Source organism: Rhizobium sp. PK7-22 (assembly GCF_056530405.1).
Genome location: NZ_CP096514.1, coordinates 942,367 through 956,051 on the forward strand (window position 1 = coordinate 942,367; position 13,685 = coordinate 956,051).

Genomic DNA, 13,685 nt, shown 5'->3' on the forward strand with positions numbered 1-13,685 from the left:
AAACGTGAGCCAATTCAGACGCAAAGCAAGAAGCTCCGTGGCGGCCGGTGTTGCATTCTGCCTCGCCCTTGCTGGCCAGCCGCATGTGCTGCTGCAGGGAGGCACTGCCTTCCCGCAGGCCGTCGCGCAGGAAAACAGCATCGTCCGTATCAACGACGCGGGCAGGGGTGTGCGCAAGCGTCTGAAGCTCGGCCTCAACAAGGCGCTGGTGGTTGATCTTCCCGCCGACGCGCACGACATTCTTGTTGCAGATCCCTCCATGGCCGATGCCGTCACCCGCACCTCGCGGCGGATCTATCTGTTCGGCAAGACGGTCGGCCAGACGAACATCTTCATTTTCGGCCGCAACGGCGAGGAGATCGTCGCCCTCGACATCGAGATCGAACGCGATATTTCCGGACTTGAGCAGAACCTTCGCCGCTTCTTGCCGGACTCCGCCATCAAGGTCGAGATCATTTCCGACAACATCGTATTGAGCGGCACGGTTCGGACGCCCCAGGACGCGGCACAGGCAACCAAGCTGGCAACCATCTTCCTGACCGGTGGCGAGGCGACGACGCGCGGCCAGGTGGCAACCAGCCAGGGCAGCGGCGATGGCGCCGTCGCCCTCTATGCAGAAGACCGCCAGCAGTCGCAGGTCGTCAATTTGTTGACCATCGAGGGCGAGGATCAGGTGACCCTTAAGGTCACCGTCGCCGAGATCCGCCGCGAGGTGCTCAAGCAGCTCGGCTTCGACAACTCCTTCAGCCGTCAGCCGTCGGGAACGTCGTCAGGCCTCGATGTCTTGACGATCGGCGCCGGCGCCTCCGGCCTCACGGGCAATATCGCCGGAACGATCGGTCGCACGGGCATCGAAACGGCCTTGAGCGCATTGGAGCAGGCCAAGGCCATTCGAACGCTGGCAGAGCCGACTCTGACGGCGATTTCGGGCCAGTCCGCCACCTTCAACTCCGGCGGCGAGCGCCTTTACTCCACCACCAATTCAGACGGCGATACTGTCATCACCTCCTACGACTACGGCATCTCGCTTGCCTTTACGCCGACCGTCTTGTCGTCCGGCCGCATCAGCCTGCGCATCAAGACCAGTGTCTCGGAGCCGGTCACCAACAGCAGCGGTCCCGAGTTTCGCACCCGCGATGCCGAGACGGTTCTGGAATTGCCATCAGGTGGATCGATGGCCCTTGCCGGGCTCATCCGGGACGACGTTCAGCAAGAGATGTCGGGAACCCCGGGCGCCTCCAAGCTGCCGCTGTTCGGCGCCCTGTTCCGCGGGAAGACGTTCGAGCGGACGGAGACGGAGCTCGTCATCATCGCCACGCCCTATCTGGTGCGCCCGGTCGCCCGCAACGAGCTGTCGCGGCCGGACGACAACTTCAACCCGGCAAGCGACGTGGCAAGCGTCTTTCTCGGGCACGTGAACCGCATCTACGGACGCAAGGACGCGCCAGCTCCTGCCCTTCCCTATGAAGGCAACGTCGGATTTATCTACAAATGACCAGCGCGAAGCCGAACATTTTGGTGCCCCGCAACGCTGCGCCTCAACACCGCGGAATTGCCGAAACCCCGCCCCAGGCGTCGCGGATCAATCGTGCGGGGCGCATCTCCGCCACCGCCGTCTTTCTCGGGATTGCAACGCTGCTCGGCAGCTGCGCCAACCGTGACGGGACGACGACCGGATCTCTGCCGGACGATTACCGCACCCGCCACCCGATCGTTATCGGTGAGTCCGAAAAGACGATCGATATCCCCATCGCCACCGGCGATCAGGGGCTGACGCGCGGCCAGAGCGAGGTGATCGCCGGCTTCGCGGCCGAATACAAGCGCACCTCCAAGGGCATCATCCGGATCATCATCCCGCAGGGGGCCGTCAATTCCGGCGCGGCCGCGGCGGCAGCCAGCGATACGCGGAGCCTGCTGGTGCGTATGGGGGTCCAGAAGAACCACATCCTCCAGAGCAGTTATCCCGCGACAGACTACGGGCAGGCGGCACCGATCCGGCTGGCTTATGTCGCCATCACCGCACAGGCCGGGCCCTGCGGCGAATGGCCGGCGGACATCGCCCTGAACACCGTCGAGAACAAGAACTACTACAATTTCGGCTGCGCCAGTCAGAGCAATCTGGCCGCCCAGATCGCCAACCCGAACGATCTTCTCGGTCCGCGGCAGATGACGCCAGCAGACGTGCAGCAGCGTGCGACGGGCATTGATCGCTACCGCAGCGCCGCGACAGTACTCAGGGACACGCCATGATGAAAATTGTCCGGCCAGACCAGAGGCCTTCTCTATGAGCACGGTGGACTACAGCATCGGCACCTCCACCTTTGAGGAGGTTTCTCCGACGGATGAGGCGGCGCCGGCAGATCTTGCGGCCCTGCGCCCGCTGCCGCGGATCTCCATCCACGCCTTCTGCGAAAGCGAAGCCATGCTGCGCACGATGGATCGGATGAGCCGAGACCGTCGCATGGCCAAGGTCAACATGCGGGTCACCAACGGCGGCACCGAAGCCGCCGCCAACATGTTTGCCGGAAGCCCGACCCCCAATCTCGTCGTTCTCGAGACCAGTGCAGAACCGGGTAGTCTGCTCAACGAACTGGCGCCGCTCGCCGAGGTCTGCGATCCCTCGACCCGGGTCATCATTGTCGGCCGCTTCAATGACATCGGGCTCTACCGGGAACTGATCCGCAACGGCATCTCCGAATATCTCGTCGGTCCCGTACAGATGACGGACATCCTGGCCTCGATCTCGGCGATCTTCGTCGATCCGGAGGCCGAGCCGCTCGGCAAGTCGATCGCCTTTGTCGGCGCCAAGGGCGGCGTCGGCTCTTCCACCATCGCCCACAACTGCGCCTTCGGCATTTCGAATCTCTTTGCCACCGAGACCATTCTCGCCGATCTCGACCTTCCCTTCGGTACCGCCAATATCGACTTCGACCAGGATCCCTCACAGGGTATCGCCGAAGCGGTGTTTGCGCCCGATCGCCTCGACGAGGTTTTTCTCGACCGGCTGCTGACCAAATGCTCTGAACACCTGTCGATGCTGGCCGCACCTTCGCTTCTTGACAGGGCCTACGACTACGAGGGCATGGCCTTCCGCCCGGTCGTCGATATCCTTCAGCGCAGCGCGCCGGTGGCGGTTCTCGATGTGCCGCATGCCTGGTCGGAATGGACACGCTCCGTGCTGGCCGATGCCGATGAGGTTGTCATCACTGCCGTTCCGGACCTGGCCAACCTGCGCAATACCAAGAACATGCTCGATGCGCTGAAGAAGCTGCGGCCGAACGACCGCCCGCCGCACCTGATCCTCAACCAGGTCGGCATGGCCAAGCGGCCGGAAATTGCCCCGGCGGATTTCTTTGAGCCGCTGGAAATCGAACCGATCGCCATCCTGCCCTTCGACGCGCAGATGTTCGGCAACGCCGCCAACAGCGGCCGGATGATTGCCGAAATCGACGCCAAATCCCCGGCCGCCGAGACCTTCTCGCAGATCTGCCACATCGTCACCGGCCGCTCGGCGATCAAGAAGGCGAAGAAAGCCGGCTTGTCCAAGATGCTGGGGATGCTGGGCCGGAAGTAACTGCTGCACGAATGATTGCGCCCCAGGGTGCGATGAAGACTGGATGAGCGAATGTTTGGAAAACGCGGAAACGAGGGATTCGGGAAAGGCACCGGCGGCGGCAGCGTGGTCGATGTTGCACCCGTGGCGCCGTCTCCCGTCGCCACCAGGCCGGCAGGGCCGGAGGTCTTTGCGGAGCCGGCGCAGGATCGCAATGGGACGCGTCAGCACGTCGCGCCGCCACCGATCGCACCTGTGCCGGCTCCCCGCAAGAAGCAGGTCCGCACGGAGCACTACTACGATACCAAAAGCCAGGTTTTCTCGGCGCTGATCGACACGATCGATTTGTCGCAGCTCGCCAAGCTCGACGGCGAAAGCGCGCGCGAAGAGATCCGCGACATCGTCAACGACATCATCACCATCAAGAACTTCGCGATGTCGATCTCGGAGCAGGAGGAACTGCTCGAGGACATCTGCAACGATGTTCTCGGCTACGGCCCGCTGGAGCCGCTGCTGGCCCGTGACGACATCTCCGACATCATGGTCAACGGGGCAGGCCAGACCTTCATCGAAGTCGCCGGCAAGACGCTGGAGTCCGAGATCCGCTTTCGCGACAACTCCCAGCTCCTGTCGATCTGCCAGCGCATCGTCAGCCAGGTGGGGCGGCGAGTCGATGAATCCTCGCCGATCTGCGACGCGCGCCTGCCCGATGGGTCGCGCGTCAACGTTATCGCACCACCACTGGCCATCGACGGGCCGGCACTGACGATCAGAAAGTTCAAGAAGGACAAGCTGACCCTCGAACAGCTCGTCAAGTTCGGTTCCATCACCACGGAAGGCGCCGTCCTGCTGCAGATCGTCGGCCGTGTCCGCTGCAACGTCGTGATCTCCGGCGGCACCGGCTCGGGTAAGACAACCCTGCTCAACTGCCTCACCCGCTACATCGACGAGGACGAGCGGATCATCACCTGCGAGGACACGGCAGAACTGCAACTGCAGCAGCCGCATGTCGTGCGCCTCGAAACCCGCCCGCCCAACATCGAAGGCGAGGGCGAGATCACCATGCGCGATCTGGTCAAGAACTGCCTGCGCATGCGGCCCGAGCGGATCATCGTCGGCGAAGTGCGCGGACCGGAGGTCTTCGACCTCTTGCAGGCCATGAACACCGGCCACGACGGCTCGATGGGCACCATCCACGCCAATACGCCGCGCGAGTGCCTGAGCCGCATGGAATCCATGATTGCCATGGGTGGCTACGCGCTGCCTGCCAAGACGGTGCGCGAGATCATTTCCGGCTCGGTGGACGTGATCATTCAGGCGGCCCGCCTGCGCGACGGTTCCCGCCGCATCACCCACGTGACCGAGGTCATCGGCATGGAAGGCGATGTCATCGTCACCCAGGATCTGATGCGTTACGAGATCGAGGGCGAGGACGCCAACGGCAGGCTGATCGGCCGGCACATGTCGACCGGCATCGCCAAGCCGCACTTCTGGGATCGGGCCCGCTATTACAACGAGGAACGCCGTCTAGCCGCCGCGCTGGATGCCATGGAACAGACGGCGGGGTAGGACAATGTTCGGTCTCGACGCAAACATTCTGCTGATCGTGGCCCTGGCGGCGGTGTCTGCCGGCGCCGTCAGCTATGCGCTGCTGTTTTCGCGGATCGAGACGGAGAACAAGACCAGCGCCCGGATCAGTCGGGTGAAGTCGGCCGAAGCCGACCTGTCGAAGGTAAAGGCGGCGAGAGACCGGGTCCAGGAGATGTCCAAGCGCCGCAAGTCGGTGCAGGATTCCCTGAAGGATCTGGAAAAGAAGCAGGAAGAGCGCTCCAAGAAGATGGGCGACGGCAGCCTGAAGTCGCGCCTCGCCCAGACGGGCCTGCCGCTGACCATGCCCCGGTTCTACATGATGAGCGGGGCACTCGGCGTCTTCGCACTGGTGGCCGCGCTGCTGGCGGGTGTTCCGATGATCGCCGCTGCCGGCGCCGCCTTCGTGGCGGTGATTGGCTTGCCCCGCTGGATCGTTGCCTTTCTCGTCAAGCGGCGTCAGAAGAAGTTCCTCACGGAGTTCCCCAACGCGCTTGATGTCATGGTGCGCTCCATCAAGTCCGGTCTTCCGCTCAACGACGCGTTGCGCCTGATCGCCGCCGACGGGCAGGAGCCGGTGAAGGCGGAGTTCCGGCGGGTGGTCGAATCGCAGCAGGTCGGTCTCAGCATTCCGGAAGCCTGCGTGCGCATGATGCAGACCATGCCGCTGCCGGAAGTGAACTTCTTTGCCATCGTGATCACCATCCAGAGCCAGGCCGGCGGCAATCTCTCCGAGGCGCTCGGCAATCTTGCAAAGGTTCTGCGCGAGCGCAAGAAGATGAAGGCCAAGGTTCAGGCCCTGTCGATGGAAGCCAAGGCCTCCGCCGTCATCATCGGCGCGCTGCCCTTCATCGTCGCCGCGCTCGTCTACCTGACCTCGCCGGAATACATGATGATCCTCTTCACCGATCCGCGCGGGCACATGATCATGCTTTTCTCGGCGGTTTGGATGTCGGTCGGCATCTTCGTCATGCGCAACATGATCAACTTCGACATCTAGGGGCTGGCGGTGGAAGATCTCGCAACGACACTGACGGATCCGGCTCTGCTCTTTGCGATTTTCGTCGCGATCGCCGTTTTCGCCACCTTCTTCTCGCTGGCGAGCCCCTTCCTGGAGCGCGGCAACCTCGACAAGCGCATGAAGGCTGTCTCCACCGAACGGGAGCAGATGCGGGCACGCGAGCGGGCCAGGATGACCGCAGAGGCCTCCAAGGCAACGCTCCGCACGCAGAACAACCAGTCGGTGCGCAACATCGTCGAGCGCTTCAATCTGCGCAAAGCGCTGGTCGACGACAATACCGTCAACAGGCTTCGGGCTGCCGGCCTGCGGTCGCAGAACGCGCTGAACATCTTCCTCGTCGCGCGCTTCCTCCTGCCTTTCCTGTGTCTCACGCTCGCTCTCGTGTGGATTTTCGGTCTTGGCAATCTGGCCGAACGGCCGTTCGCCATCCGCATGCTGGCCGCCATCGTTGCGGCCTATATCGGCTTCTACTTGCCCAACATCTATGTGACGAACCGCGTGACGAAGCGGCAGCATTCCATCCGCCGCGCCTGGCCGGACGCGCTCGACCTGATGCTGATCTGCGTGGAATCGGGGATCTCCATGGAAGCGGCGATGCGTCGCGTCGCCGAGGAGATGAGCAGCCAGTCGCCGGAGCTCGCCGAGGAGATGGTGCTCACCACCGCCGAGCTCTCCTTCCTGCCGGACCGACGGATCGCGCTGGAAAACCTTGGCATCCGCACCCAGCTCGACACGGTCAAGAACGTCACGCAGGCTCTGATCCAGGCCGAGCGCTACGGAACGCCGATTGCGCAGGCGCTGCGGGTGCTGGCCCAGGAAGGCCGTGACGAACGGATGAACGAGGCGGAGAAGAAGGCGTCCGCCCTGCCGCCGAAGCTTACCGTGCCGATGATCCTGTTCTTCCTGCCGGTCCTGATCGCCGTCATTCTTGGGCCCGCAGGGATACAGGTTTCCGACCGCTTCTAGCCGCTCAGCTCGGCAGCCCCAGGACTTTCTCAAAAAGCTCCCAGCTCTCGTCCATCGGGTAGGCATAGCTCACGAATGGAAGGCCGACATGGCCGTAGAGCAGGGAAAGCTGCCATTCGGCGGTCTCTTCGTCGACATGCGCGATCTGTTGCAGGTAGATGACCGAGGCAAGTCCGGTTCGATCCGCGCCACCCTGGCAATGGATCAGCATGGGTTTTGGTGCGTCGCGCAGCAGCGCGATCAGCTGGAAACTCTCCTCGGCAGTCAGTTGCCGACCCGCAGACATCCGGAAATTCAGGTGCTTCACACCAAGCCGCTGGGCGACCGCCGTCTCTTCCCTGTACCAGTCACTTTCGCTTTCGCCGCGAAGGTTGACCACCGATTTGATGCCGTAGGACTGAATGTACCCTTCGAGGGCGGAAGGCGTCGGCTGCGCCGAACGATAGAGCTCGCCGGCAATGACCTCGTGGAAGTTACCGGTGAGATGCAGAAGGCCGACATAGGAGCCGACCAGCAGTGCCGAGAGGAGCCCTAGCCTCATCGACCATTTCAGAATACGCCGCATGACATCCATCCCAGTCCAGCTTGGGAGTTCGGGAGAGGATTGTAGCGGATCTTGCTGCTTGTCGTCTAGTTGACTGCGGGCTTTGCCTTGGCGTCCTTGTCGGCAAGTTTCGCCCACGAGTTCTGCTGCGCCAGCATGGAGCGCAGGTAGGTGACATTCGCGTCGGCCTGCTGCTGCGAGAGTTCGCGCTTGGCGATTGCCTCGGCCTCGGCGAACCGGCCCTGGAGGCCGACGACCAGCGCCAGGTTCTGGCGCACGCGGCTGTCGGCGGCGGGCTGCTGGGCGGCATTGCGCATGTAGGTCTCGGCCGTGCGCAGGTCGCCGGTCAGGACATAGGACATCCCGAGATTGGAGATGATGGTCGGTTCGTTCGGCTGCGTATCGAGCGCCATGCGGTATTTCTGGCGGGCCTCGTCCGAACGCCCGAGCTGGTCAAGGACGGCGCCTTCTGCGGAATAGAGCCGCCAGTCGGGACGGTCGGGCGTCTGCGCGCGTCGGATGGTTTCCAGAGCCTGCTCCAGCTGGCCCGCTGCCGCCTGCGCCTTGCCGTAGGCGGACAGCACGTCGCGATCGGTCGGATGGGCGATCACCACCTGCTGCATCACCGCAAGGGCCTGAACATGCTTGCCGGTCATGCCGAGCACCTGGGCATAGCGGAGGCCCGCGTTGCGGTCCTTCGGATTGCGCTCATAGGCGGCCCCGATCGACCGCTCAAGGCCATCGAGCTGGCTGGCGCTCATGGTCTCCATGGATGCCGCGGACGGCTGGATCGAGCCGGTGGTGGTGGCGTCCTTCTTTGTCGCGCACCCCGCGAGCGCCACGGCAATCAGCACCGCGCCGGTTGCCTGGGCAAGAGCGGCCTTCCGGATCTGGAGCGGGGTGCTTCGGGTCATGGCAAACATTCTCGTCGCTCGGATGTGCGCTGCCATCAGGCTCCCCCGATGGCGCATTGCTCCGTCTAGCAATAGACTGTTAACCCTAACAGACGGTTAAAGCTCTGATTCCTCATGAGAAGGCTCCCATGTCCAGCTATCGCTACATCGATCGTCCGCCGGTTCTGACCGAGAAGTCGGCAGCCTCCCGTCCCGTCTATGCCGTGACGGCTGCGGATATGGAGAATGGCACCATTGATGCCGAAGCGCTGGCATGGGCACGCGCGACAGGCTTTACGGCCGACCCTGGCAGCCTGCTGCTGGTTCCCGGCGCAGACGGCAAGCTGGTTTGCGCCCTGTATGGCCTCGGCAGCGAGCCTGATGCGGCGCTGTCGGCCGGAAAACTCTCGAAACTCCTGCCCGCCGGCGACTGGCATGTCGAGAGCGCATTGTCCGCCGAAAGGATCGCGCTGGGCTTTGGTCTTGGAAGCTACAGCTTTGGCCGCTATCGTCAGGACAAGCAGAAGCAGGTGCGCCTGGCCCTGGCGGATGAGGTTCGGCCCGACGTCGAACGGCAGCTGGCCGGCATCTTCCTGGCGCGAGATCTGATCAATACGCCGACCAACGACATGGGCCCGGAAGACCTCGAGGCCGCCTTCCGGTCGCTGGGCCAACATTACGGCGCGAAGGTCACCTCCATCGTCGGCGATGATCTTCTGGCGCAGAACTTCCCGCTCATCCATGCCGTCGGCCGCGCCAGCGCCCAGGCGCCACGCCTTCTCGAGATGCGCTGGGGACGGCAGGGATCGCCACGGGTGACGCTGGTCGGCAAGGGCGTCTGCTTCGATACCGGCGGGCTCGACATCAAGAGCGCCTCCAACATGGCGCTGATGAAGAAGGACATGGGCGGGGCGGCGAACGTCCTCGGCCTCGCGCTGATGATCATGGACGCCGGACTGGACGTCGATCTGCGTGTGCTGGTGCCCGCAGTCGAGAATTCCATAGCCGGCAATGCCTTCCGCCCGGGCGACATCTACCACAGCCGCAAGGGCCTGACGGTGCAGATCGACAACACCGACGCGGAAGGTCGGCTCGTGCTGGCCGACGCCCTGACATACGCCGACGAAACGCCTCCCGACCTCCTGATCGACATGGCAACCCTGACGGGCGCCGCACGCGTGGCACTGGGAACCGACATCGCCCCCTTCTTCACCGATGACGAGGCGCTGGCCGCGCGTCTGTCGGAAATCTCCGGCGAGGAGAACGATCCGATGTGGCGTCTGCCGCTCTGGCCTGGGTATGACAAGGATCTGAAGTCGCGCGCCGCCGATATCACCAATGCACCCTCCGCCGGCATGGCCGGCTCGATCACCGCAGCCCTGTTCCTGAAGCGCTTCGTGGGCAAGCAGACGCGGTGGGCCCATTTCGACATCTACGGATGGACGCTGTCGGAAAAGCCGCATGCGCCGGTCGGCGGCGAGGCCTTCGCCATCCGGACGCTTTACCGATACATCCGCGATCTGGCGGGTCAATGATCCGGTAAGGGGTTCGGCCTAGGATTGCCGCTGGTATCTTTCGCAGAGGAGCGGTGATGTCGGTGGAACTGACGGCGACGGATGCGCTGGGGCTTTGGCACCGCGTGACGCTGGAACAGGTGCGCGGCGAAGGCGCCGATCTCAGCCTGCGGCAGCTGGCCATCCTGCTGCAGGTCTATCTGGTGCCGCCGCCGCACACGGTGCGCGGACTGGCGGCAACACTCGAGGTCACCAAGCCGGTGGTCACCCGCGCGCTCGACACCATGGGGCAGCTCGGCCTGGTGGAACGGGTGCGCGACGAAAAGGACCGGCGCAGTGTCTTGGTGAAGCGGACGGTTGCCGGTTCGCTTTACCTGGAAAGGCTTGCGGACCTGATCCGCATGGAGGGCAGGCGGTAGTCTGCAAACGAGATGGACAAGACATTGGACAGACGCCTGAACGCCTTCCGCCCGGACCTGGCCGATGAGGCTCTTCGTGGTCAGGTGGAGGCAGAACGTTTCGTCGCCGGAGAGCCAGCCCGGATTGCCGTGCCGGTCGCGGCGCTACGTCCTTCGGCGGACAGCGCTTGCGGTATCGATACCGAACTGCTGCTGGGCGAGACGGTCCGCGTCTTCCAGCGCAAGGATGGCTGGGCCTGGGTCCAGGCCGACCAGGATCGCTATGTCGGCTATCTGCCTGAAAAGCAGCTGGGAGAACCCGAAGAGGTGACCCACCTGGTCTGCGTGCCGCGCACCTTCCTCTACCCCGAGCCGGAGCTTCGCCGCCCGCAGGTCGCGTCGCTCTCCATGGGAAGCCGGGTGAGAATTGTCGGGGAGGCGGAAACCCGCGGTACTCGCTATCTGACGCTCGCCGACGGCACGGCGCTGATTGCGTCGCACTGCCTGCCCATGGGGGAGGCGCCGAATGGTGACTACGTGGCGGTTGCCGCCCGGTTTCTTGAGACACCTTATCTCTGGGGAGGGCGCTCGGGCTTCGGGATCGACTGCTCGGCCCTGGTGCAGCTGGCGCTGATGATGACGGGGCGCTCGGCACCGCGTGATTCCGACATGCAGGCTGCGATCGGAACAGCGATCGCGCGGGAGGAGCTGCGACGCGGCGATCTCGTGTTCTGGAAGGGCCATGTCGGCATCATGGAGGACGATGAGACGCTTCTGCATGCCAACGGCCACACGATGACGGTCGCCCGCGAGAACTTCGAGGCGGCGGTGCAGCGGATTGGCTGGCTCTACAGCCAGCCGACCGACTATCGCCGTATCTAGCGATCACAAAATCGTGGCGCCGCTGCCATGGCACAGGCTCTCAGCAGATCTTATGTAGAGACGGTCGATTCGAGGATTCGCGATGATCAAGACCGCCTGGATTTTGCCGCTGCTGATGCTGATTGCCGTGGTGCTCGCAACCCTTGCGCCGGCAAGGGCGCAGGACGGTGCCTTTGCCCAGCGCGGGCAGACGGCTTTTCACGACCTGCCGGGCGTCGTGCCTGAGCAGGAGCGTGTCCAGCGTCAGGACTACACCTGCTCCAGCAGCATCGAGAACGTCTACCGCGGACGAGGCGGGTACGACATCCTCTACGGTGACATCGCGCCCCGTCAGGTCTATCACTGCCAGACCGAGAGCGGCGTGACCTACTCCGGCACACGCCTTCCCAATCCGCACTGGGTCCCGGGCTTGAATCCGCACCACCTCCCCAAGGAACATTGAGCGTAAGCTCCACTGCTGCGGACCAGCGGTCTCCCGGCGCAATGACATGTGCATGTCGTCTCTTGTCTGATGACATGACGACGTTAGATGCTAGGCTCGCAGCAGCAAAAGAAGATGTGCGGGGTCTGCCGCACGCAGGGAGGCACCATGACATCGCAACTCATCATCCCCGATCTCTCCGGAAAATCGGTCCTCATCACAGGCGCTTCCACGGGCATCGGTGCCGCACTCGCCAAGGCCTTCGCGGCGCAGGGTGCATCCGTCGGCCTACACTATAATTCCAGCGTCGATGCAGCCAAGTCCTTGGCTGCCGAGATCGAAGAGACCGGCGGCAAGACGGTGCTCATTCGTGGTGACGCGTCGAAATCCGGCGAGATGGCGCGGGTCGTCGAAGAGGCGGCCTCCGCCTTCGGTCGCCTGGATGGCCTCATCAACAATGCTGGCGGCATGGTCGCCCGTCTCTCCTACGAGGAGATGACGGACGCGCATTACGACGCCGTGATGGATCTGAATGCCCGCTCGGTGCTGGCCGCCTCCACCGCCGCCATTCCGCACCTGAAGCAGCGCGGCGGCTTCATCATCAACACCACCTCGATTGCCGCGCGAAACGGCGCCAGCAACGGCGCCGGCCTCTACGGCTCGTCGAAGGCCTTCGTCTCCAACGTCACCCGCGGCATGGCCAAGGAGCTGATTCCCTTCGGCATCCGCGTCAATGGCGTGGCCCCCGGCGTCATCGCAACCCCGTTCCACGAGCGCTATTCGACCGCGCAGCAGCTGCAGGCGGCGCTGTCCACCATCCCGCAGGGGCGCCTCGGCACGGCAGAGGATTGCGTCGGTGCCTACCTATTCCTCGCCTCGGAAATGCTGTCCAGCTACGTGATCGGCCAGGTGATCGAGGTCAACGGTGGCCAGTTGATGCCGTAATCCGGCGTCATTGCAGAAGAACGCGACGGACAACATCGGGAGGAGTGAAAAAATGGCAAAACGGATCGTCTTCACCGGCGGTAGCGGCAAGGCGGGGCGCCACGTGGTGCCGTATCTCGTCGGGCAGGGGCATGAGGTGTTCAACATCGACCTGGCGCCACTCGACTGCCCCGGCGTCAACACGCTGACGGCGGATCTCACCGACAGCGGCGAGACCTTCAATGCCCTGTCCATGCACTTCGGCTTTGATGGGTTGGAAACGGGGCAGGGACCGGCGAAGGTGGACGCGGTCGTGCATTTTGCCGCCGTACCGCGCATCCTGATCCGGCCGGACAACGCCACCTTCGCCGCCAACACCGTCTCGACCTACAATGTCATTGAGGCGGCGGTGAAGCTCGGCATCCGCAAGGTCATCATCGCCTCCAGCGAGACGACCTATGGCGTCTGCTTCGCCGAAGGCAACAAGGATTACCACTCCTTCCCGCTGACCGAAGACTACGACGTCGATCCGATGGACAGCTACGGCCTCTCCAAGGTCGTCAACGAGAAGACCGCGCGCGCCTTTGCGATGCGCTCGGGCGCCGACATCTATGCCCTGCGCATCGGCAACGTCATCGAGCCGCACGAGTACGACAAGTTTCCGGCCTTCATGGCAGACCCGCCGTCGCGCAAGCGCAATGCCTGGAGCTATATCGACGCCCGCGACCTCGGCCAGATCGTCCACCTCTGCGTCGAGAAGGACGGCCTCGGCTTCCAGGTCTTCAACGCTGTGAACGACACCATCACCGCCCGGGAGCCGACCCGTTCGTTCCTCGAGCGCTGGGCGCCTGGCACGCCGATCACGGGGGATATCGGCGAGTTCGAGGCGCCGATCTCCAACCGCAAGATCCGCGACGTGCTCGGTTTCCGGGAAGAGCATGATTGGCGCAGATACGTGCCCAAGCCCTGACGGCAGGCGTTT

Annotated in this window: 14 protein-coding genes; 12 read left to right on the top strand and 2 right to left on the bottom strand. The window is 63.8% G+C overall.

The window, feature by feature from the left end:
* The first annotated feature begins 85 nt into the window (after positions 1–85).
* The 6 genes from M1E10_RS09250 to M1E10_RS09275 are packed head-to-tail and all read left to right on the top strand — an operon-like array spanning position 86 to position 7,127.
* Positions 86–1,495, top strand: a complete 1,410-nt coding sequence (locus M1E10_RS09250; RefSeq protein WP_499177132.1) for a type II and III secretion system protein family protein — start codon at positions 86–88, stop codon at positions 1,493–1,495.
* The gene (locus M1E10_RS09255; RefSeq protein WP_499176062.1) at positions 1,492–2,250 is read left to right on the top strand and encodes a CpaD family pilus assembly protein; all 759 of its coding nucleotides are present in this window, start codon (positions 1,492–1,494) and stop codon (positions 2,248–2,250) included. The genes M1E10_RS09250 and M1E10_RS09255 overlap by 4 nt, the downstream gene beginning before the upstream one ends.
* 34 nt (positions 2,251–2,284) lie before the next feature.
* Positions 2,285–3,574 (top strand): CpaE/TadZ family protein, encoded by a 1,290-nt coding sequence (locus tag M1E10_RS09260; protein WP_499176063.1) that lies wholly within the window; start codon positions 2,285–2,287, stop codon positions 3,572–3,574.
* Positions 3,575–3,625: 51 nt separating this feature from the next.
* A complete protein-coding gene (locus M1E10_RS09265) occupies positions 3,626–5,122 on the top strand; it encodes a TadA family conjugal transfer-associated ATPase (RefSeq protein WP_499176064.1) in 1,497 nt (498 codons plus the stop codon).
* A gap of 4 nt (positions 5,123–5,126) precedes the next feature.
* Positions 5,127–6,140, top strand: a complete 1,014-nt coding sequence (locus M1E10_RS09270) for a type II secretion system F family protein (RefSeq protein ID WP_499176065.1) — start codon at positions 5,127–5,129, stop codon at positions 6,138–6,140.
* A gap of 9 nt (positions 6,141–6,149) precedes the next feature.
* A complete protein-coding gene (locus tag M1E10_RS09275; RefSeq protein ID WP_499176066.1) occupies positions 6,150–7,127 on the top strand; it encodes a type II secretion system F family protein in 978 nt (325 codons plus the stop codon).
* Positions 7,128–7,131: 4 nt separating this feature from the next.
* Here the strand turns inward: M1E10_RS09275 and M1E10_RS09280 are convergent, their stop codons facing one another.
* Together M1E10_RS09280 and M1E10_RS09285 are read right to left on the bottom strand one after the other, a co-directional pair.
* A complete protein-coding gene (locus M1E10_RS09280) occupies positions 7,132–7,692 on the bottom strand; it encodes a dual specificity protein phosphatase family protein (protein WP_499176067.1) in 561 nt (186 codons plus the stop codon).
* A 65-nt stretch (positions 7,693–7,757) separates the two neighbouring features.
* Positions 7,758–8,585: a tetratricopeptide repeat protein gene (locus tag M1E10_RS09285; RefSeq protein ID WP_499176068.1), complete on the bottom strand. Its 828-nt coding sequence runs from the start codon at positions 8,583–8,585 to the stop codon at positions 7,758–7,760.
* Between the two features lie 128 nt (positions 8,586–8,713).
* On the opposite strand from M1E10_RS09285, the gene M1E10_RS09290 reads away from it, so the two are divergent.
* The 6 genes from M1E10_RS09290 to M1E10_RS09315 all read left to right on the top strand — a co-directional run bounded on the left by M1E10_RS09290 (position 8,714) and on the right by M1E10_RS09315 (position 13,673).
* Positions 8,714–10,099: a leucyl aminopeptidase family protein gene (locus M1E10_RS09290; RefSeq protein WP_499176069.1), complete on the top strand. Its 1,386-nt coding sequence runs from the start codon at positions 8,714–8,716 to the stop codon at positions 10,097–10,099.
* A 56-nt stretch (positions 10,100–10,155) separates the two neighbouring features.
* A complete protein-coding gene (locus M1E10_RS09295; RefSeq protein WP_499176070.1) occupies positions 10,156–10,497 on the top strand; it encodes a MarR family winged helix-turn-helix transcriptional regulator in 342 nt (113 codons plus the stop codon).
* Between the two features lie 12 nt (positions 10,498–10,509).
* Positions 10,510–11,358 carry a C40 family peptidase gene (locus tag M1E10_RS09300; RefSeq protein ID WP_499176071.1) on the top strand — a complete coding sequence of 283 codons (849 nt, stop codon included), beginning with the start codon at positions 10,510–10,512 and terminating at the stop codon, positions 11,356–11,358.
* Between the two features lie 82 nt (positions 11,359–11,440).
* Entirely contained in the window at positions 11,441–11,800 is a 360-nt protein-coding gene (locus tag M1E10_RS09305) for a hypothetical protein (protein WP_499176072.1), read from the top strand.
* Positions 11,801–11,947: 147 nt separating this feature from the next.
* Complete coding sequence (locus M1E10_RS09310) at positions 11,948–12,724, top strand: SDR family NAD(P)-dependent oxidoreductase (protein WP_499176073.1); 777 nt, start codon at positions 11,948–11,950, stop codon at positions 12,722–12,724.
* Positions 12,725–12,776: 52 nt separating this feature from the next.
* Complete coding sequence (locus M1E10_RS09315) at positions 12,777–13,673, top strand: NAD-dependent epimerase/dehydratase family protein (RefSeq protein WP_499176074.1); 897 nt, start codon at positions 12,777–12,779, stop codon at positions 13,671–13,673.
* Positions 13,674–13,685: the final 12 nt, after the last annotated feature.

Coding starts and splice junctions, on each gene's coding strand:
- M1E10_RS09295 (WP_499176070.1), top strand. CDS start 10,156: ATGTCGGTGGAACTGACGGCGACGGATGCGCTGGGGCTTTGGCACCGC.
- M1E10_RS09290 (WP_499176069.1), top strand. CDS start 8,714: ATGTCCAGCTATCGCTACATCGATCGTCCGCCGGTTCTGACCGAGAAG.
- M1E10_RS09315 (WP_499176074.1), top strand. CDS start 12,777: ATGGCAAAACGGATCGTCTTCACCGGCGGTAGCGGCAAGGCGGGGCGC.
- M1E10_RS09285 (WP_499176068.1), bottom strand. CDS start 8,585: ATGACCCGAAGCACCCCGCTCCAGATCCGGAAGGCCGCTCTTGCCCAG.
- M1E10_RS09280 (WP_499176067.1), bottom strand. CDS start 7,692: ATGCGGCGTATTCTGAAATGGTCGATGAGGCTAGGGCTCCTCTCGGCA.
- M1E10_RS09260 (WP_499176063.1), top strand. CDS start 2,285: ATGAGCACGGTGGACTACAGCATCGGCACCTCCACCTTTGAGGAGGTT.
- M1E10_RS09270 (WP_499176065.1), top strand. CDS start 5,127: ATGTTCGGTCTCGACGCAAACATTCTGCTGATCGTGGCCCTGGCGGCG.
- M1E10_RS09305 (WP_499176072.1), top strand. CDS start 11,441: ATGATCAAGACCGCCTGGATTTTGCCGCTGCTGATGCTGATTGCCGTG.
- M1E10_RS09310 (WP_499176073.1), top strand. CDS start 11,948: ATGACATCGCAACTCATCATCCCCGATCTCTCCGGAAAATCGGTCCTC.
- M1E10_RS09255 (WP_499176062.1), top strand. CDS start 1,492: ATGACCAGCGCGAAGCCGAACATTTTGGTGCCCCGCAACGCTGCGCCT.
- M1E10_RS09300 (WP_499176071.1), top strand. CDS start 10,510: ATGGACAAGACATTGGACAGACGCCTGAACGCCTTCCGCCCGGACCTG.
- M1E10_RS09265 (WP_499176064.1), top strand. CDS start 3,626: ATGTTTGGAAAACGCGGAAACGAGGGATTCGGGAAAGGCACCGGCGGC.